Consider the following 18082-nt stretch of genomic DNA (forward strand, 5'->3'; position numbering starts at 1 on the left):
GATGATCCCGTCCGTTCTGCCGACCTATAATCGCGCGCCCCTGACTTTCGTGAAGGGCGAAGGCGCCTGGCTGACCGAGGCGGATGGCCGACGTTTCCTTGACCTAGGTGCCGGGATTGCGGTGAACGCGCTTGGCCACGCACATCCGGCGCTGGTCAACGCGCTGACTGAACAAGCGCACGCACTTTGGCATGTCTCGAACCTGTACAACATCCCGCAGCAGCAAGCGTTGGCGGATAAGTTGGTTGAACATACCTTCGCCGATACGGTTTTCTTCACAAACTCGGGCACGGAATCCTGTGAGCTGGCCGTGAAAATGGCCCGCAAGTATTTCTATGACAAGGGGCAACCCGAACGGGTCGAGATCATTACCTTTGACGGCTCGTTCCATGGCCGGTCGTCGGCTGGTATCGCGGCGGCTGGATCTGAAAAGATGACCAAGGGCTTTGGCCCGCTGTTGCCCGGGTTCGTGCATGTCACATTCGGCGATCTTGACGGCGTTACCAATGCGATCACGGACAAGACCGCCGCGATCCTGATCGAACCGATTCAAGGTGAGGGCGGCATTCGTCCGGTGCCCGACGCGGAACTCAAAGCCCTACGTCAGATATGCGACGACAATGGCCTGTTGTTGATTTTGGATGAGGTGCAATGCGGCGTTGGCCGCACCGGCAAGCTGTTTGCCCACGAATGGGCGGGTATTACCCCCGATATTATGATGGTTGCCAAAGGCATCGGCGGCGGCTTCCCCTTGGGCGCGGTGCTGGCCACCGAAAACGCGGCCAGCGGTATGACCGTGGGTACCCATGGCTCGACTTATGGGGGCAACCCGCTGGGTTGCGCCGTGGGTTGCGCGGTAATCGATCAGGTGGCAACGCCTGCTTTCCTTGAAGGCGTGAACCGCAAGGCGGGGATGCTGCGCCAGAAGCTCGAAGGCCTGATCGCCGATCACCCCGACGTGTTCGAAGAGGTGCGCGGTACGGGCCTGATGCTGGGCTTGAAATGCAAGGCGACCAATACCGATGTGGTTAACGCGGGCTATGACAATGAGGTCATCACCGTTCCCGCCGCCGACAATGTCATCCGCTTGTTGCCGCCCCTGACGCTGACCGAGGATGACATTGCTCAGGCCATGATCCGCCTCGACAAGGCTGCCGCACAAGTCGAAGCCAGCCTCGAATCCGCGTAATCCTCATCTTTTTCTAAATACTCCGGGGGGCCGGGGGCAGCGCCCCCGGCGACCGACAGCCAAAAGCGAAACGATATGAACCATTTCCTCGATATCCACAAAACCGATGCAGGCGATCTGCGGACGATGATCGATCAGGCCGGCGAAATGAAACAGGCCCGTCTGGGTCGCCCCAAAGCCGCGCAGGATGATGATCAGCCGCTCAAGGACCGCATGGTCGCACTGATCTTTGAAAAACCCTCGACCCGAACGCGCGTGTCCTTCGATGTGGGCGTACGGCAGATGGGCGGGCAGACCATGGTGTTGTCGGGTAAGGACATGCAACTGGGCCACGGCGAAACCATCGCCGACACGGCCCGTGTCCTTTCGCGTTATGTCGACATGATCATGATCCGGACGTTCGATGAAACCATCCTGACCGAGATGGCTGAATATTCCGACGTGCCGGTGATCAACGGCCTGACCGACCGTACGCATCCCTGCCAGATCATGGCTGACGTGCTGACTTTTGAAGAACATCGCGGGCCGATCAAAGGAAAAAAAGTGGTCTGGACCGGAGACGGCAACAACGTCTGCGCCTCGTTCCTGCATGCGGCGGGCCAGTTTGGATTCGATCTGACCTTCACCGGTCCCGCTCAGTTCGACCCTGAGGAAGAATTCATGGGGTTCGCCCGTCAGAAGGGTTCGAAAATCGTGGTCGAGCGTGACCCTTACAAAGCGGTGGAAGATGCCGATCTGATCGTGGCCGATACTTGGGTCTCGATGCACGATTCCCAATCGGCCAAAGAGCGTCGTCACAACCTGCTGCGCCCCTATCAGGTGAATACCGAGTTGATGTCTCATGCCAAGCCGGATGCGCTGTTCATGCATTGCCTGCCTGCGCACCGCGAGGAAGAGGCGACATCCGAGGTCATGGACGGACCGAACTCGGTAATCTTTGACGAAGCTGAAAACCGTCTGCATGCCCAAAAGGCGGTCATGCGCTGGTGTCTGGGCGTTTAACTGCGCCGCCGGATATCCCACACACGCAATCTGGCGAGCGTTCGGACGCTCGCCAACAGAACCAGAACGCAGAGGGCGGTTTTGGTCATGACCTCCATCGTCCCTTCAATCAGCATCGCATGCACGACACTGCCGACAATGGTTATGGCGGCTAACCCTGTGTGACCCAGCCTCCAGATACGGTACCGCGGGGCCAGACGCTGCCGAAAGATGCCCAGACAGGCGGCAGCGAAGGCGGCCCACATCGCAACGACGCCCCAGGCTGAAAACGGGGTGGGTGAGACGAGCAGCAACGCATCCACAACATCCGGGGGGCTGGTGATCCACAAGCCGCCCACATGCACCACAAGGGCGATGATCAGAGTGATGCCAACCCGTCGATGCCAGCGCCGGCTGGCCAAAGGCAGTAATCCAGCCAAGTCGCGCCCGGCCAGCAAGGGTTGCAGCAACAACAGCCCCATACTCAGCACTCCGGCAAACCCGGCCACGATGTAGACTGGATCGCGCCACGCCAATAAGGGGCTATGCGCCGCCGCAATCAGCGGCACAGCTATGGCGGCGATCACAGCCGCCCAGATCAAAAGGCTGCGGATCACGTAAATCAGGCGGGTTGCAGGACGAAATGCGCGGCAAGGGTCTGGTCTTTTGAACTTCCCATGATCGGGCGCAGGAATACCGTCTCAAACTCGCCGCTGTCATAGGCCAGATGCCCGTGCGGCTGGCCAAAGGCGGGCACGATCTGCGGCATCTCCAACCGGAACTCACCATTGGCGTCGGTCAGTGTAGCACCATGGCTTTGCGGATCCCGCTCATGCCCTTCGGTTGTGTGAGCCCAGATCTGGATACGTTGGCCGGGCAGAGGGGCACCGTCCCCAGCCCGCCGCACAGTGCCGGTCATCCAGAACCCACCGCCGCCGATCCGCTCGACGATGGGTGCGCCGGGGCGGTAGTTGTTCGACCCACCGCGCATGGACCGTGTCGGGGCCAGCCCGGCGGCGCGTGCGGGCATCAGTAAGCCCGAACCGCCAGTGACCAGAGCAGCCCCGCCCAGCGCCATTACGGATCTACGAGACAAGTGTGAATTCGTCATGTCGGGACCTCCTGCAAGGTAACATCCATAGCAACTTGAGCGCGCCACAGCGCAAAGATAGCACGGTTCAGATCAATTCCGAGGCGATCTTCACCACTCTGTGATCACCCCAAGCCCCGGCGAATTTCTTTGACCCTGTGCGGGTTGCGGTGCCATCGTCGGTATGACGATGCGAAAGGCTGAAAAATGGACATGACACAATCGGTTTCGCCCGACGAAATTGCGGCCTTCAAGCGGGACGGTGCCGTTGTGCTGCGCTCGAAGTTCTCGGAACATTGGTTGGACTTGTTGCGCGAAGGTATCAGTGCGGACCTTGCCAACCCGACCGACAATTTCACTCGTCACACCAAGGACCCAGACGCCCCTGCTTATTTCGAGGATTTCTGGGCGTGGAACAAGATTCCGCAATTTAGGGATTTCGTGCATCACTCGCCGTGCGCCCCGCTGGCTGCGGGTTTACTGGATGCCCCGTCGATCAACCTTGTGATGGATAACTGGTTCCTGCGTGAGGCCGGATCGACCTCGCGCCCACCCTTTCATCAGGACCTGTCCTATTTTGATTTCGAAGGCACCATGTGCGTCCTGTGGTTGCCACTTGAGCCGGTGAACAAAGAGAACGGGATCGCCTTTGTCAAAGGCTCTCACCTATGGGACAAGCTGTTCATGCGGGTTCGGTTTGCGGATGGTCATCCCAGTCTCGGGGCCACTGAGGTCGCAGGCCGGACGTATCACCAGCCCCCGGATATCAACGCCGATCCTGACGCTTACGATTTGTTGCAGTGGGATATGGAGCTGGGGGATTGCATCTATTTCGATATGCGAACCCTGCATGGGGGTCTGTCCTCGGTCACGCCGACGGAAACAGTGCGCCGGTTTAGCCTGCGGATGACAGCGCCGGACGGGATCATCCGATATCGCGGAGATTGGGCGAAGGACGAACGTGCGCAGTTCGAGGCCGCCGGTTACAGCGAAGGCGACCGCATCGACGGGCCGTTTTTCCCCCGGCTTTGGCCAAGAGAGGCACTTTGAGCAATGGATGATATAGCATAACATCGAAATTGCACTTAATCTGTGCGAAATGGCGAATACTCAAGCTGAAAATACCGTGTATTCTGCGATGGTGAACGCAACTACCTGATCGCAGGAGCGCAGCAATGAGTTGGAACCCGACCCAAAGTCCCGAATCTCTATCACACAACACGGCGCTGGACACATTGATCATTCCGCGCGCTCGTGACCTGGGCGGGTTCGAAGTACGTAGGGCGCTGCCCTCGAGTAAACGGCAGCTGGTAGGGCCATTCATCTTTTTTGACCAAGTAGGTCCAGCCGAATTCCTGACTGGTGACGGCATCGACGTCCGACCACACCCGCATATCGGTCTTGGGACGGTGACGTATCTCTATCAAGGAGAGTTCGAGCATCGCGACAGTCTTGGCACGCATCAAATGATTTACCCCGGCGAGGTCAACTGGATGGTTGCCGGGCGCGGGGTGACTCATTCCGAAAGGACCAGTCAGAAGACACGAGACAAGAAACACAGCCTGTTCGGCATCCAGACCTGGATAGCATTGCCCGAAGCGCATGAGGATATGGCCCCGGATTTCGAGCATCACAAGCAAGGTGCGCTGCCACATATTCAGGACCAAGGTGTCAGCGCCCGGTTAATCCTGGGGTCAGCTTATGGTGAAACCAGCCCGGTTACGTTGCTGTCCGAGACCTTCTATCTGGACGTGCGACTTGATCCCGGCGCGTCGTTTCCTTTGCCGGATGACCATGAAGACCGGGGTGTTTATGTCACCCAAGGTTCCGTCGAGATCGCAGGCGATACGTTCACACAGGGCCGTATGATGGTGTTCCGCCCCGGCGATCCCCTTTCAGTCAAGGCCGAACCGCAAGGCGCGCGGTTAATGCTGCTGGGCGGGGCGACATTGAACCAAGAGCGCTATATCTGGTGGAATTTTGTGTCATCTTCGAAGGAAAAGATCGAGGCCGCCACGCGTGAATGGAAAACCGCCGATTGGGCGAAAGGTGCGTTCCACCTGCCGCTGGGTGATGATCAAGAGTTCATACCGATCTCGGATGAACTGGAACGGACACGGCCAAGGCGCGCACGCTGACCAGACGTCAGGGGGTCTTGTCCGTGCCCTCGTTCCCGGCGATCCTTTGCGCCGGGAGGGATGCCATGAAAATCGTGATCGCGGGTGCAGGCAGTATCGGATGCTATTGCGGGGCATTGTTGGCGCATTCAGGGCATGACGTTGCCCTTTTGGGCCGTCCACGCATATTAGATCCGATCCAAGAACAAGGACTGACGATTTCGGATTTTTCGGGCCTGACCCGGCATGTGGCCGCGCAAGATTTGACCCTGACCGAAGATGCAACCTGCCTGGCCGGTGCCCAAGTCGTCATCGTGACCGTTAAATCAGGTGCCACAGCGGAAATGGCTGCGCAGATCGCGGAATACACGCCCATCTCAATTCCGGTGGTATCGTGGCAAAACGGTATGGAAAACGCCCGTACTTTGCGCATGGTTCTGTCAGAGCATGACGTGCGCGCCGGAATGGTGCCGTTCAATGTGGTGCCGACTGAACCGGCCAGCTTTCATCGCGCCACCTCTGGTGAGATCGTCATCCAAAGCGGTCCCGGTGCGCTGGGTCAGAGGCTGAGTAGTGCTGACATGCCGGTTGTGGAAAGCGATGACATCGAAGCGGTCCAATGGGGTAAGCTGGTAATCAACCTCAACAACGCGCTGAATGCGCTGTCGGGGATGACGTTGAAAGATCAACTGCTGGACCGGAACTGGCGACGCCTGATGGCCGATCAGATGGCCGAGGCTCTGATGGTGTTGAACGCCGCGAACCATCCGGTCGCTTCGACTACTCCGCTGCCTGCATGGATGACGCCGCATATCCTGCGCCTGCCAACGCCGATCTTTTCCAGGATCGCTGCGCGAATGCTGACCATTGACCCCAGCGCGCGCACCTCGATGGCCTATGATCTGATGGCAGGTCGCCCGACCGAAATCGACAGCCTTCAGGGTGAGATCATTCGCCTGGGCGCGCAAATTGGCGTCGAAACCCCGATCTGCGCCAAGATACGAGATTTGATCGAGGACGCGCCTGAAACCGCGATTTCTGTGGATCAAATTGCGTCTTAGGCCGGATTAGGCGAAGGCCGTCAGGATTAGAAATATTGTCGCTGACATCGCCGCGGCTGCGGGGACCGTGATCACCCAGGCCGCCACGATGGTCATGAAATGTGAACGCCGCACCAGCTTGCGGCGCTGATGCTCTTCCCGGGCCAGCCGCTGTTCGACCGGACGCTGGCGGTTGGAGTGTTTCCACCGGCGATCTGAATGCCATTCGCGATAGAAACCAACCCCAAAAACGCCGCCTACAGCAATATGAGTTGAGCTGACCGGCAGGCCAAGCCAGCTGGCCACGATAACGGTAATGGCTGCGGACAGCGCCACGCAGAAGGCCCGCATTGGGTTAAGTTTGGTGATCTGACTACCGACCATGCGGATCAATTTGGGCCCGAATAGAAACAGGCCGAACGAAATTCCAAAGGCTCCGATCACCATGACCCAGTTGGGGATCGCAACTTTTGCGGCAAAGTCGCCGAATTCCGCTGCGTGTACGATAGCGGCCAGGGGGCCGACCGCGTTGGCCACGTCATTGGCGCCATGCGCAAAGCTGAGGAATGTGGCCGAGATGACCAGCGGCAGGCCAAACAGAGTTTTCAGTGATTTGGTGCGGTTTTCCATCCCCTCGGATTTGTGCCGTACCCAAGGCACCGTGACCGACCAGACCAGGAACCCCGTTGCAAGGCCGATCAGCAGCGCCACCTCAAGCTCAATCTTCACGATCCGCTTAAGACCCTTAACGGCCAGATAGGTGGCAAACGCCGCGGCCATCACCGCCACAAGGATCGGAAGCCAGCGCCGTGCTGCCGCTATTTTATCGTCCTGATATTGAATCTTGGCTTTGATCAGCGCCAGAAACCCAGCCGCGATCAAGCCACCCAATACTGGCGAGATTACCCAGCTTGCGGCAATCGCGCTCATTGTGCTCCAGTTGACAGCGCTCAGGCCCGCTGCGGCGATGCCGGCCCCCATCACGCCGCCGACAACCGAGTGCGTCGTTGACACCGGTGCCCCGACCCATGTGGCCAGGTTAACCCATAAGGCCGACGAAATCAGCGCAGCCATCATTGCCCAGATGAATACATTGCTGGTTTGAACCGAGGCCGGATCGATGATCCCCTTAGAGATGGTCGAAACGACATCTCCGCCTGCCAACAGGGCACCGGCGCTTTCGGCGATGGCGGCGATAACGATGGCGCCGCCCATTGTCAGGGCGTTGGCACCAACCGCGGGTCCCATGTTGTTGGCCACGTCATTGGCACCGATATTGATCGCCATATAGGCCCCAAAGGCGGCTGCCGCAGCAACGATCAGGCCGCCATCCGCCAGCCCGAACACTATCGCCGCCGACAACCCGGCCAGCGCAATAAAGGCCAGCGAAATACCAGGGGCCAACAGCGGGCGCGCCACATGGGCGTTGGCATTCTCAACGCGCGAGATACGGTGAAGGTCGCTGTCCAGAGCCTGCCAGCGGGATTTCGAGGTCAAATTCGACATGATCTTTTTTCAAGCAGCCAGTGCATTTCGGCACGCGGCTAGACGGTTTCCCCCCTCGGGACAACAGTTATGTTATCAATTTTTTGCGAAATTATCACACTTGCAGCAGCAAATCGCGCAATTCCGGCTCGTTAACACGATCAGCCGCAGTTGAGGGCGAAACCCAGACCCGCTCGCGTTTGCCAGCTTCGGGAAAGTCATCTTCCAGATCCTGAACATCAACCCGATAGACACTGGTCAGAACGGGATAGGCCGTGCCATCGTTCAGGATTTTATCGTAAGTATAGTGCCCGATCGGTTCCTTGGAGGGGTTCGGCGCCCGCACGCCTGCTTCCTCCCACGCCTCCTGCAGTGCAGTTTCGGCACCGTCCATGCCATCAACCGGCCAACCTTTGGGAATGATCCAGCGCCCGGTGTCGCGACTTGTGATCAATAGAACCTCTGGTCCGCTTGGGGTTTCACGGGTGCAAAGGGCTGCAAACTGCACCCGTTGCGGGCGCAGGAAAATTGGTCGGGCGACCTCGTCCCAGATTTTTCGCAGCCATTTCGTCATTGGTCGATCGATCCTGTGCTTTTCTTGCCTGAAACGTCGGCACATAACAGTGAAATAGGGCTGGTACAAACAATTGCCTGAACCAACTCTATCACAAATGTCGGGGTCGTGGTTATTTCCGCCGTTTGGCGCGCAGGGTTGGGTCGGCCTGTGTCGGGTCTTCGGGCCAGGGATGCTTGGGGTATTGCGCGCGCATATCCTTGCGAACATCGGCGTAAGAGCCCGCCCAGAATCCCGGTAGATCACGGGTGATCTGGATCGGTCGTTGCGCAGGAGAAAGCAGGGTAATTTTCAACGCCTCGCCCCCCACAACCGGATGCTGCGTTACGCCAAACAACTCTTGCAGGCGCACGGAAATCTCAGGCACCGCGCCGCCATAATCAATCGGCACCTTTCGGCCCAGCGGTGTTTCGAACGATCCGGGCGCGCGGCGATCCAGTTCTTGCGTCTGGATCCAGTCTAGCCGGGCGCGCAGAGCGGGCAGCAGGTCAAACCGCTTCCACTCTTCGGCGTTGCGTACGCCCGAGAGCATGGGCAGCAGCCAGTCCTCAAGCGACTCTGTCAGCCCTTCGATGGTAAAGTTAGGCAGATCAGCCCCTTCGGCCCGCACCAATTCAACGCGCGCCGCCAACCGCGCCGCCGCTCCGTCCAGACGCAATCCAAGATCGCGCACGCCATCCAGCATGGCCTGCGCCACGGCATCGTCCGGCACGTCCTTCCACAGACAGTCGCTCAACGTTATCGCGCCGAACCTTTCCTGTTTGCGCGCCACCACCCGGCGGTCGCGTTTTGACCAGGCGCAGCTATCGACCCAGCTGATTTGCCCGGCAAACAGATCGCGGATTTCGCCTTCGCTGATCTGGGCGGCCATGCGCACCCTTGCTTCGCGCGGATTACCGTCGGTGTCCGTGACCACCAGATAAGGTGCCGCGGCCAGCGTATCGCCGCTGTCCAGCACCACCCCTTTGCCGCCTGACAGAACATAGCGGGGAACGTCACCCTTGCGGCGCTGTCCGATGCGGTCGGGATAGGCCGACGCGGCCATGGCGGCGGGGCTCAGATCACTGGCCTGGCCCTTGGTACGCAGACGTTTGGTTTCGGCTTTGATCCGATCCACTGCGCCCGAATTCACTTGCCAGACGCGGTTGCGTTGAAACGCGCGGATGTCGCGCAGCGCCTCTAGTCGCAGCAAAAGGTCTGACGGCGCGCCCCTTAGCGGATCGCGTTCGGCCATCAATGCGGCCAAAGTGGCGGCACCGGAACCGGCAGACACCAACATATGACCCAGACGCGGATGCAGGGGCAGGGCAGCCAGGGCGCGCCCGTGGTCCGTAATCCGCCCCTTGGCATCCAGCGCCCCCAGCATCGTCAGCAGAGCCTTTGACTCGGCCATCGTGCCTTCGGGCGGCGGTGTCAGAAAGGCCAGATCGCCCGGTTCCGCACCCCACAGCGCCAGTTCCAATGCCAAACCTGTCAGGTCCGCGGCCTCGATCTCGGCCGGAGGATAAGCAGACAACGCACCTTCTTCACCCTTGGACCACAACCGATAGCACTTGCCCTCGGCCACGCGGCCTGCGCGACCGGCGCGCTGGGTGGCTTCGGCGCGGGTTACACGCTCGGTTACCAAACGGGACATGCCCGAACCGGGATCGAACCGCGCCCGTCGCGCTTGCCCCATATCAACCACGACCCGAATGTCGGGAATGGTCAGTGAGGTTTCGGCAATCGACGTGGCCAACACCACTTTGCGCCCTTGATCCACCGGCGCAATCGCAGCGCGCTGGGCGGCAAAAGGCATGGCCCCGAATAGGGGGCGCAGCACGCAGTTCTCCGGCAGGCGCGCGGACAAGGCGGCCTCGGCCCGGCGAATTTCACCCTCACCTGGCAAGAACACCAACACCCCGCCGCCGGTTTTGCGCGTGTCCCTTTCAGCCTGAACAACCAGATCGACCAGAGCGTCCAGCCGCCGTGCCTGCGCCCCCAAAGGGCGGTCCAGCCAGTGTGTTTCGACCGGAAAACTGCGCCCTTCGGAGGTGACCATTGGCGCGCCCATCAACCGTCCAACCGGCTCGGCATCCAACGTTGCCGACATGGCCAGTAGCATCAGGTCATCCCGCAGAGCGCCGGTGACTTCCAAACAAAGGGCCAATCCCAGATCGGCGTTCAGGGATCGTTCGTGGAATTCGTCGAAAATCACGGCGTCCACACCCGGTAAGTCGGGATTGGATTGCAACATCCGGGTCAGAATGCCTTCGGTCACGACCTCGACCCGGGTTGATTTTGAAACCTTGGCTTCGCCCCGCACCCGATAACCTACGGTCTCACCCGCGCGTTGGCCCAAAGTGTTGGCCATCCTTTCGGCAGCAGCGCGCGCGGCCAATCTGCGCGGCTCCAACATCACGATCTTGCCTTCGCACAAGCCCGCCTCGAGTATCGCCAGGGGAACTCGTGTTGTTTTACCTGCCCCCGGAGGGGCCTGAAGAACAGCGCGGCCTGAATCCTGGAGGGCCGCAAGCAGGTCTGGGATGGCGTCTTCAATGGGCAGTCGTGTCATGCGGGCTTTATCCGCCAACGAAACGGCAAGGTCCAGTTCCGCCATGTGCGCGGCGCGAACAGGAGTAGCGCAACCGCTAACAGCGGAGGAACGGCAACACATGGGTGCGAATAATTGGTGTGCGGCGTATTTCCGCAGCGGTCCAGTCTGGACAAACAGTTTGTCGGGGCGGCAAGTAGTCGTGCCGCAACACATCGAGGATGAAATGGACATAGACAGCCTGAGCGACAGGATTTTGAACGGTGAGCGGCGCGCACTTGCCCGCGCCATCACTCTGGTCGAAAGCGGCCGTGAGGATCACCGGGCACAGGCGACCGAATTGCTGGCGCATCTGGCCAAATCCAAACGGCAATCGCTGCGCATAGGCTTGTCAGGAACGCCAGGGGTCGGCAAATCCACCTTTATCGAGAGTTTTGGCATGATGCTGATCGCCCAAGGGCTGCGGGTGGCGGTGCTGGCGGTGGACCCTAGCTCGTCCCGCTCCGGAGGCTCGATTCTGGGCGACAAGACCCGGATGGAGCGTCTGAGTCGCGAGAGAAACGCCTTTATTCGCCCATCCCCCAGCCAGTCGCATCTGGGTGGTGTGGCCCGACGTACGCGCGAGGCGATTGCGCTGTGCGAGGCCGCCGCTTTCGATGTGGTGCTGATCGAAACCGTGGGTGTGGGTCAGTCAGAAACCGTTGTGTCCGAAATGTCCGACCTGTTCCTGTTGCTGCTGGCCCCAGCGGGCGGAGACGAATTGCAAGGCGTCAAGCGCGGCATCATGGAAATGGCCGACATGATTCTGATTAACAAGGCAGACGGAGATCTGAAGCCTACAGCCATCCGCACCTGCGCCGACTATGCCGGAGCGCTGCGCCTGTTGCGAAAGCGCCCGCAGGACCCCGAGACCTTTCCCAAGGCTATGACAGTGTCGGCGGTGGAGAAACACGGCTTGGAAGACGCGTGGTCCGAAATGCAATCGCTGACTGATTGGCGGCGCGAAGCTGGCCATTGGGAGGCCAATCGAACCAATCAAGCGCGATATTGGTTCGATCAAGAGGTCCGGCATGCCCTGTTGGCCCGGCTCGAAACACCACAGGCGCGTGCGATGATGGATCGTTTCAGCACTCAGGTAGGTGAAGGTGTCCTTAGCCCATCGATCGCGGCCAAACAAATGCTGACTGAATTGGCGGCAGACTAACCGGCCGGGCAGAGTGGCGCGTTCATCATTTGTCGTGTAAGATCGACGCGAATGCAATTTTGAGTTGTGCGATTGGCTCAGGCGACAGGAACCGTCGAACATGCCCGATATCAACGGGACGAATAACGACGACGACATTGAAGTCACCGACAATACCGGTTCTTTAAACGGGACAACGGTTCCAGGACCGATTGACAATATACGTGCCCGACAGGGCGATGACGACGTCACCGTTACCAACAGTACGATTTCCGGCTCCGTGCGGGGCAATCGCGGAGACGACGATATCGTTATCACCGGCAGTACTGTGGTCGGGCAAGTGAATGCCGGAATTGATGATGATACGGTCAACCTTCAGGGATCTACCGTTGGTGATGTTCGGCTGGGGCAGGGCAACGACACCCTGAACATCAACAGCACAAACGTAACGGGCGACGTTCGCGGTGGCGGCGGAACGGACAGCTTGAACCTGCCCGTCGGTACGGTCGTCACCGACGATACGTTTGGAACTTTCACCATTGCCGAAGGTGTTTCCTACTCGGTCTCAAGCGGCACTTTTATCCTGCCGTCGAACCTACCGTCTGGGCCGTCCGTCTCTTATCAGGCATTCGAGAACGGAACAGGGGTTCCATGCTTCACACGCGACACTGAGATTTTGACACGATCCGGCCCGGTGCTTGTCCAAGATCTCTGCACCGGTGACATGATTGAGACACTGGGTAAGGGGTTGCAACAGATTCGCTGGATCGGGAGGCGGCGCTTTGATCTGGACGGATTGAAGAGGAATCCCAAACTTTATCCCATTCGAATTCTGGCAGGGGCGCTGGGCGGCGGTTTTCCAAGTCGGGACTTATTGGTTTCGCGACAGCATCGGATGCTGGTCCAGTCCCCCATTGCCCAACGCATGTTCGACGAACGCGAAGTGCTGATTCCCGCCATCAAGCTAACAGCCTTGCCCGGAATTTTCGTGGACGAAGACGTCACATCGGTTGAGTACTACCATCTGCTTTTCGATCAACATCAGATCATCTTTGCCGAAGGCGCGCCGACGGAAAGCCTGTTTACAGGGCCCGAAGCGCTCAAAACGCTGAGTTCTGAGGCCCGCCGCGAGATTTTTGAGATATTTCCTGAGCTGATCGAAAAGAAACTGACACTGCGGCCCGCCCGCTATATTCCGCGCGGACGGCAGCAGTCGCATCTGTTGGAACGCCATCGCAAGAACAAAAAACCGCTTTTGCAGGCGTGTATCCAACCGCCCGGTGATGCCTGAGCAAAGATTTCGCGCGATCTGTCTTGACCCTTCTGGCGATTCCCACTACACGCATCCAACCAGTTTTCGGGCGCGACTTCGGGTTGCGCCCCTTGTGATTTGGCCGCTGGCATCATGCCCGGCCTCCAGAAACAAAGGAAGAAACCATGTCGCGCCGTTGCGAACTGACCGGAAAAGGCCCGATGACTGGCAACAATGTCAGCCACGCCAAAAACAGAACTCGTCGTCGTTTTCTGCCGAACCTGAACGACGTTACCCTGCAGTCCGAAACCCTGGGCCGTGGCGTCAAGCTGCGCATCTCGGCGGCTGCACTGCGCTCGGTCGACCACCGTGGTGGTCTGGATGCGTTCCTGGCCAAAGCCAAAGATGACGAACTGTCGGCAAACGCGCTGAAGGTGAAAAAGGAAATTGCCAAGGCACAAGCCACGGCGTAAACCCTTTTCCCTTCAAAGAATTCAACCCTGTACCGCAAGGTGCAGGGTTTTTTCTTGCGCGGCCTGCTCCTGAACTGGAATTAAATTTTCAGCCACGGTGATATTGTTCACATACCCTGCGCCAGAACTGTTTTATGTTTAGTCATATTCATCTGGCGGAGTTTACCCCCATGTCTTTTAAATTGTCTGATTTCCTCTCCCTGTTGGCTGCCTTTTTTGGCAAGACGTTTGGGACATGCTTTCGGATGCAACGACAGGTGAACAGGTTGCATACGAGCCTGACCAAAGGGTCCGTCAAACGTCCTGGCGTGGACAGCTGACACGAACCCAGTGGTTGCGGGTTTCAGGCGTATTCGATTGCGCTTGAAGCCCGCCTAGAGTCCGGCCTATATCAGGCGCAGGATGAAACCCGTTCTGAACAGATTTCTGCCTTTGGCGCTTTCGCTGCTTGTCATTCTGACAGGGCAGGGGGTGGCTGCATCGCGCGGAATGGACAGGGCGGTGGGGCAGATGGTGCTTTGCACTGGTACAGGCCCGGTGGTGGTCTATATGGACGCCGAAGGTCAGCCGACTCAGCCCTCTCATTTCTGCCCTGAATACGCGCTGACCCTCTTGGGGGCGGTCGTTGTCCCGGCAGCCGCCATGCCCGTTGCGCCAGAACAGGTTCAGCCCGCGCCTTTGCGCAAGGCGGGTAATCTGGTTGCCCTGCCGGTTCCCTTCAGACCGGCGCGCGCGCCTCCGGTTGTGATCTGAAGACACATTTTCTTTCAGACACTTATACAAGGAGAGGTGCAATGTCCCTCAAATCCAAACTTCTGATCACTCTGGTCGCTGCAACGCTGGCAACATCTGCTTTTGCTCAGGATACGATTGCCGTTGATGACGCCTATGCGCGCTCCGCAGGCAAAGCAGCCAAGGCCGGTGCTGCCTTTATGTTGATCAAAAACACGGGTGAGGCTGACGACCGGTTGATTGGCGTGGAATCCGATGCGTCTGCACGTGTTGAGCTGCATACCCACAAGATTGATGACAACGGCGTAGCTAAGATGATGCACGTCGAAGAAGGTTTTGTCATTCCAGCCGGTGAAACCCACATGCTGAAGCGCGGTGGCGATCATGTGATGTTCATGGGGCTGACTGCCCCGTTCGAGCAAGGCGCGACAGTGCCGGTGACACTGATTTTTGAGAAGGCCGGAGAGATCGAGATCGAGGTGCCGGTTGATCTGGAACGTCAGGACGGCGGCGGCCACGGGACACATTCGAACTGAGGCTACGCTTGTCTTCAGGCCGCGCTGCGGCCCTCATCCAAGCGTCAGGTCGGGCTTTGCCCGGCCTGTTGCCGTTTCCGGAGGTGGTTAGCGATTGACCACGCGCATGGCGACCCGGTCATGGGCGCGTTTGAACCGGGCGGTCAGCCAGAACATCACCGCCGAGAAGGCCAGGGCCCCGAAGGCAATGGCCCAACCCAGCGCCACCATTCCGCTGCCGGGCCAGAAGATCAGCACCAACCCGATCAGCAGCGCTATGACCCCGGAATTGCGCACTGAGGGCGCATCGGGGTGTTGATCCGACATTTGCCGCCATGCCATCAGCGAGCCAACGCCGATGATCAGGGCCCACGCCCCCAACAAGAAGAAGGTCAGCCGCGCCACGCCTTCGGGCCACAGGAGAAGTACCAGACCGATCAACAGGGCGCCGACCCCTACGCCCCCTATCAATCCACGCCGACCAAAGCCCAGCAAGGTCAGGCCACCATCCACGATCAGAAGCAGACCGACCAGACGCAACAGCAGTGAAATGCTGCCTGTCGGCCAGAACAGCGCAGCGATGCCCAGTGCCCCAGCGAAGATGCCGCGCAACAGGAACGTCCACCACAGTCCCGCGAGTTGATCGCCCAAAGCGTCGCGGCCGTCCAAAGTGCCATCCTCGAGGATTTCCTCGTGCGGGGATTGAGGGTCTGACATGATGCTCTCCCAGCTGGTTAGGCCTTCACTATAAACGGAAAATTCTGCCGGTGTCTGCTGTCATCTCGGGCTGAGCAAGCCATCTACCCAAGATGGGACTGTTTCCGTAGCGGGGCCGAGAATGACCTCATCAAAACTGGAGGCTCCGGTTGAAGGTTCGAGGTTCAGTTCGACCGTGCGGGCGCCGGATTGCAAGGCTTCATGAACGAAGGCGGCGGCAGGATAGACCTGACCCGAGGTGCCGATGGCAGCAAACAGGGTCGCTTCGGCCAGATGGTCGTAGATTGCGTCCATGTGATAGGGCATCTCGCCAAACCAGACCACATCCGGTCGCGCGGTGGCGGCACCGCAGGCAGGGCAGGGTTCGCCCACGGCCATCTCGGGTGGTGATGCCCAGCGGTGGCTGCATGCCGGGCAAAACGCTCCGGCCAACGTGCCATGCATGTGGATCACATGCTCGGCGCCGCCAGATTCATGCAGGCTGTCGACGTTCTGAGTGACGATCACCACCTCGCCGGGAAAGTCCATTTGCAGCCGTGCCAGCGCGGCATGCGCAGCGTTAGACTTGGCCTTGGCAGCCTGCACGCGCCGGGCGTTGTAGAACCGGTGAACCAGAGCGGGATCGCGGGCGAAACCTTCGGGAGTGGCGACGTCCTCAATCCGGTGTTGTGCCCATAATCCGCCTTCATCGCGGAAGGTGCCCAACCCGCTTTCGGCAGAAATACCGGCCCCTGTCAGTATGACGATCTTTTCCATCTTTGCCCTTCGCGTTACACCTTGGCCCATGACCCACCGTATCCTCTTTGTCTGTCTCGGCAATATCTGCCGTTCTCCTGCTGCCGAAGGCGTGTTTCGCGCCCGCGCGCCGCATCACACTACCGATAGCGCCGGAACCTCGGGTTGGCATATTGGTAATCCGCCTTATGGGCCGATGCAGGCAGCGGCACAGGCCCGCGAAATTGACCTTAGCGACCTGCGAGCCCGGCTGTTTGTAGCCGAGGATTTCGAACGGTTCGATTTGATCATCGGTATGGACGCCGAGAACATTGCAAATATCGAGGCGTTGCGCCCCGCTGGGAGCACTACCCCTGTACAGTTGCTCACCGATTTTGCACCCGAAACGGGTGCCGATCATGTACCCGATCCGTATTACACCCGTGATTTCGACGGGGCGCTGGACCTAATCGAAGCTGCCGTTGAAGGGCTTCACGCGCATCTGCGGGCCTAGCCCATTACTTTGAGTTTATCCGTCAGCCATGGCAGTTGCACCAGCGCCGGGTCGACGATCTGATTGCGCATAAGGCGGCGCATCATGCCCGCGACCTCTTGTGGAACCTGATCGGACCAATCGGTGCGCGTGAACAGGGAAATTGTGCGCGAAAACTCTCCGAATGGAACGGGATGGACCGCCAGCGCGTCGTGGAAACGCGCTGCCCGCATATAGCCCAGCGGTGTTGTGATCGCCCAGCCCAACCCGCGTGCGACCATGGCCATTAAGGCAAGATGCGAACCGATCTCGAACCGTTCCTCATATTTCTGTTGCTGCCGCGCCAGATGCGACTCGATCTGGCGGCTGATCAGCTGTTCACGGGCATAGCGCAGAAAGGGCAGGTCCTGCGTGGCATTGTCGACCCCTTTGGGGGTCACCAGAATAAATGGGTCGCGGACCAAGGGATATTCGACCACACCTTCAAGCACTTCGCCGGAATGGGCCGAGACCATCAGGTGCAGGCGTTGCGCTTCCAACTCGGCGAACAGATCCAGGCTGGGCAGGGTAATGAGCTTAAAATTCGACCGTGTCAGGCTGTCGGCCAATAGGGTCGCCAATCGAGGCGTCAGGTCATTGTCAAAGTCGTCGATCAGCCCGATGGACAAAGTGGTGAGGTGCCCCAGGTCCATCACGGTCAACTCGCTTTGTGCTATTTGCAGCTCGGCCAGAACTGACTCGGTTCGTGCCAGAAAGCTGTGCCCGGCCTGGGTAAGCCGCATCGGGCGTCGCCCGTGATCCACCAATTCGGTGCCAAGAGCGTTTTCCAGATTGCGCAATTGCTGTGACACTGAAGGCTGGCTGAGCCCCGTGATCTCGGCCGCCTGCGCCACCGATCCCGTCCGCGCCAAGGCTTCGAACACTTCGAGCCCACGCAGGGTCAGCCCTTTCATTACCATTGGATACACCTTTCGCTGCGCCTTTTCTGGGGCGC

19 protein-coding genes are annotated in these 18082 nt (G+C 59.3%); 11 read left to right on the forward strand and 8 right to left on the reverse strand.

What is annotated here, in order from left to right; genetic code table 11:
* The first annotated feature begins 1 nt into the window (after position 1).
* Both ACR0B8_RS18670 and argF read left to right on the forward strand, forming a co-directional pair.
* Positions 2 to 1189: an acetylornithine transaminase gene (locus tag ACR0B8_RS18670; protein WP_480659301.1), complete on the forward strand. Its 1188-nt coding sequence runs from the start codon at positions 2 to 4 to the stop codon at positions 1187 to 1189.
* Between the two features lie 75 nt (positions 1190 to 1264).
* Complete coding sequence (gene argF, locus ACR0B8_RS18675; protein WP_480659299.1) at positions 1265 to 2191, forward strand: ornithine carbamoyltransferase; 927 nt, start codon at positions 1265 to 1267, stop codon at positions 2189 to 2191.
* Here argF and ACR0B8_RS18680 read toward each other — a convergent pair.
* Positions 2188 to 2784 carry a ferric reductase-like transmembrane domain-containing protein gene (locus tag ACR0B8_RS18680; RefSeq protein ID WP_480659328.1) on the reverse strand — a complete coding sequence of 199 codons (597 nt, stop codon included), beginning with the start codon at positions 2782 to 2784 and terminating at the stop codon, positions 2188 to 2190. The genes argF and ACR0B8_RS18680 overlap by 4 nt on opposite strands.
* Before the next feature lie 8 nt (positions 2785 to 2792).
* Positions 2793 to 3281 (reverse strand): peptidase associated/transthyretin-like domain-containing protein, encoded by a 489-nt coding sequence (locus tag ACR0B8_RS18685; RefSeq protein ID WP_226689792.1) that lies wholly within the window; start codon positions 3279 to 3281, stop codon positions 2793 to 2795.
* Positions 3282 to 3473: 192 nt separating this feature from the next.
* Between ACR0B8_RS18685 and ACR0B8_RS18690 the strand changes: the two genes are divergently transcribed.
* The 3 genes from ACR0B8_RS18690 to ACR0B8_RS18700 all read left to right on the forward strand — a co-directional run bounded on the left by ACR0B8_RS18690 (position 3474) and on the right by ACR0B8_RS18700 (position 6438).
* Positions 3474 to 4310, forward strand: coding sequence for a phytanoyl-CoA dioxygenase family protein (locus ACR0B8_RS18690; protein ID WP_226689791.1), 837 nt, complete (start codon positions 3474 to 3476; stop codon positions 4308 to 4310).
* Between the two features lie 125 nt (positions 4311 to 4435).
* Positions 4436 to 5398, forward strand: a complete 963-nt coding sequence (locus ACR0B8_RS18695; RefSeq protein WP_226689790.1) for a pirin family protein — start codon at positions 4436 to 4438, stop codon at positions 5396 to 5398.
* 65 nt (positions 5399 to 5463) lie between these two features.
* The gene (locus ACR0B8_RS18700; RefSeq protein WP_170398852.1) at positions 5464 to 6438 is read left to right on the forward strand and encodes a 2-dehydropantoate 2-reductase; all 975 of its coding nucleotides are present in this window, start codon (positions 5464 to 5466) and stop codon (positions 6436 to 6438) included.
* A 6-nt stretch (positions 6439 to 6444) separates the two neighbouring features.
* Here the strand turns inward: ACR0B8_RS18700 and ACR0B8_RS18705 are convergent, their stop codons facing one another.
* The 3 genes from ACR0B8_RS18705 to hrpB form a co-directional block, all read right to left on the reverse strand.
* Complete coding sequence (locus tag ACR0B8_RS18705) at positions 6445 to 7923, reverse strand: inorganic phosphate transporter (protein ID WP_170351365.1); 1479 nt, start codon at positions 7921 to 7923, stop codon at positions 6445 to 6447.
* Positions 7924 to 8017: 94 nt separating this feature from the next.
* Entirely contained in the window at positions 8018 to 8476 is a 459-nt protein-coding gene (locus ACR0B8_RS18710; RefSeq protein ID WP_170351364.1) for an NUDIX hydrolase, read from the reverse strand.
* Positions 8477 to 8588: 112 nt separating this feature from the next.
* On the reverse strand, positions 8589 to 11030 hold the full coding sequence (gene hrpB, locus ACR0B8_RS18715; protein WP_480659294.1) for an ATP-dependent helicase HrpB: 2442 nt from the start codon (positions 11028 to 11030) through the stop codon (positions 8589 to 8591).
* Positions 11031 to 11235: 205 nt separating this feature from the next.
* On the opposite strand from hrpB, the gene meaB reads away from it, so the two are divergent.
* The 5 genes from meaB to ACR0B8_RS18740 all read left to right on the forward strand — a co-directional run bounded on the left by meaB (position 11236) and on the right by ACR0B8_RS18740 (position 15185).
* Positions 11236 to 12213, forward strand: a complete 978-nt coding sequence (gene meaB, locus ACR0B8_RS18720; RefSeq protein ID WP_170362590.1) for a methylmalonyl Co-A mutase-associated GTPase MeaB — start codon at positions 11236 to 11238, stop codon at positions 12211 to 12213.
* 100 nt (positions 12214 to 12313) lie between these two features.
* Positions 12314 to 13483, forward strand: a complete 1170-nt coding sequence (locus ACR0B8_RS18725) for a Hint domain-containing protein (protein WP_480659292.1) — start codon at positions 12314 to 12316, stop codon at positions 13481 to 13483.
* Positions 13484 to 13629: 146 nt separating this feature from the next.
* Complete coding sequence (rpmB, locus tag ACR0B8_RS18730) at positions 13630 to 13917, forward strand: 50S ribosomal protein L28 (protein ID WP_170362546.1); 288 nt, start codon at positions 13630 to 13632, stop codon at positions 13915 to 13917.
* A 402-nt stretch (positions 13918 to 14319) separates the two neighbouring features.
* Entirely contained in the window at positions 14320 to 14670 is a 351-nt protein-coding gene (locus tag ACR0B8_RS18735) for a hypothetical protein (protein WP_226689789.1), read from the forward strand.
* A 41-nt stretch (positions 14671 to 14711) separates the two neighbouring features.
* A complete protein-coding gene (locus tag ACR0B8_RS18740; protein WP_170414378.1) occupies positions 14712 to 15185 on the forward strand; it encodes a copper chaperone PCu(A)C in 474 nt (157 codons plus the stop codon).
* Between the two features lie 87 nt (positions 15186 to 15272).
* Here the strand turns inward: ACR0B8_RS18740 and ACR0B8_RS18745 are convergent, their stop codons facing one another.
* Together ACR0B8_RS18745 and ACR0B8_RS18750 are read right to left on the reverse strand one after the other, a co-directional pair.
* Positions 15273 to 15881, reverse strand: a complete 609-nt coding sequence (locus ACR0B8_RS18745; protein ID WP_170351359.1) for an HdeD family acid-resistance protein — start codon at positions 15879 to 15881, stop codon at positions 15273 to 15275.
* Positions 15882 to 15941: 60 nt separating this feature from the next.
* Positions 15942 to 16637: an NAD-dependent deacylase gene (locus tag ACR0B8_RS18750; RefSeq protein ID WP_480637346.1), complete on the reverse strand. Its 696-nt coding sequence runs from the start codon at positions 16635 to 16637 to the stop codon at positions 15942 to 15944.
* A 28-nt stretch (positions 16638 to 16665) separates the two neighbouring features.
* On the opposite strand from ACR0B8_RS18750, the gene ACR0B8_RS18755 reads away from it, so the two are divergent.
* Positions 16666 to 17109 carry a low molecular weight protein-tyrosine-phosphatase gene (locus ACR0B8_RS18755; RefSeq protein WP_170351480.1) on the forward strand — a complete coding sequence of 148 codons (444 nt, stop codon included), beginning with the start codon at positions 16666 to 16668 and terminating at the stop codon, positions 17107 to 17109.
* Here ACR0B8_RS18755 and ACR0B8_RS18760 read toward each other — a convergent pair.
* The gene (locus ACR0B8_RS18760; protein WP_170414383.1) at positions 17106 to 18047 is read right to left on the reverse strand and encodes a LysR family transcriptional regulator; all 942 of its coding nucleotides are present in this window, start codon (positions 18045 to 18047) and stop codon (positions 17106 to 17108) included. The genes ACR0B8_RS18755 and ACR0B8_RS18760 overlap by 4 nt on opposite strands.
* Between the last annotated feature and the right edge of the window lie 35 nt (positions 18048 to 18082).

Source organism: Ruegeria sp. BH6, from assembly GCF_056538105.1.

What these genes read in the sequence shown, in the direction of transcription:
- ACR0B8_RS18700 (WP_170398852.1), top strand. Translation starts at nt 5,464, where the DNA reads ATGAAAATCGTGATCGCGGGTGCAGGCAGTATCGGATGCTATTGCGGG.
- hrpB (WP_480659294.1), bottom strand. Translation starts at nt 11,030, where the DNA reads ATGACACGACTGCCCATTGAAGACGCCATCCCAGACCTGCTTGCGGCC.
- ACR0B8_RS18705 (WP_170351365.1), bottom strand. Translation starts at nt 7,923, where the DNA reads ATGTCGAATTTGACCTCGAAATCCCGCTGGCAGGCTCTGGACAGCGAC.
- meaB (WP_170362590.1), top strand. Translation starts at nt 11,236, where the DNA reads ATGGACATAGACAGCCTGAGCGACAGGATTTTGAACGGTGAGCGGCGC.
- ACR0B8_RS18685 (WP_226689792.1), bottom strand. Translation starts at nt 3,281, where the DNA reads ATGACGAATTCACACTTGTCTCGTAGATCCGTAATGGCGCTGGGCGGG.
- ACR0B8_RS18760 (WP_170414383.1), bottom strand. Translation starts at nt 18,047, where the DNA reads ATGGTAATGAAAGGGCTGACCCTGCGTGGGCTCGAAGTGTTCGAAGCC.
- ACR0B8_RS18740 (WP_170414378.1), top strand. Translation starts at nt 14,712, where the DNA reads ATGTCCCTCAAATCCAAACTTCTGATCACTCTGGTCGCTGCAACGCTG.
- ACR0B8_RS18695 (WP_226689790.1), top strand. Translation starts at nt 4,436, where the DNA reads ATGAGTTGGAACCCGACCCAAAGTCCCGAATCTCTATCACACAACACG.
- rpmB (WP_170362546.1), top strand. Translation starts at nt 13,630, where the DNA reads ATGTCGCGCCGTTGCGAACTGACCGGAAAAGGCCCGATGACTGGCAAC.
- ACR0B8_RS18755 (WP_170351480.1), top strand. Translation starts at nt 16,666, where the DNA reads ATGACCCACCGTATCCTCTTTGTCTGTCTCGGCAATATCTGCCGTTCT.
- ACR0B8_RS18745 (WP_170351359.1), bottom strand. Translation starts at nt 15,881, where the DNA reads ATGTCAGACCCTCAATCCCCGCACGAGGAAATCCTCGAGGATGGCACT.
- ACR0B8_RS18725 (WP_480659292.1), top strand. Translation starts at nt 12,314, where the DNA reads ATGCCCGATATCAACGGGACGAATAACGACGACGACATTGAAGTCACC.
- argF (WP_480659299.1), top strand. Translation starts at nt 1,265, where the DNA reads ATGAACCATTTCCTCGATATCCACAAAACCGATGCAGGCGATCTGCGG.
- ACR0B8_RS18670 (WP_480659301.1), top strand. Translation starts at nt 2, where the DNA reads ATGATCCCGTCCGTTCTGCCGACCTATAATCGCGCGCCCCTGACTTTC.
- ACR0B8_RS18735 (WP_226689789.1), top strand. Translation starts at nt 14,320, where the DNA reads ATGAAACCCGTTCTGAACAGATTTCTGCCTTTGGCGCTTTCGCTGCTT.
- ACR0B8_RS18710 (WP_170351364.1), bottom strand. Translation starts at nt 8,476, where the DNA reads ATGACGAAATGGCTGCGAAAAATCTGGGACGAGGTCGCCCGACCAATT.
- ACR0B8_RS18690 (WP_226689791.1), top strand. Translation starts at nt 3,474, where the DNA reads ATGACACAATCGGTTTCGCCCGACGAAATTGCGGCCTTCAAGCGGGAC.
- ACR0B8_RS18750 (WP_480637346.1), bottom strand. Translation starts at nt 16,637, where the DNA reads ATGGAAAAGATCGTCATACTGACAGGGGCCGGTATTTCTGCCGAAAGC.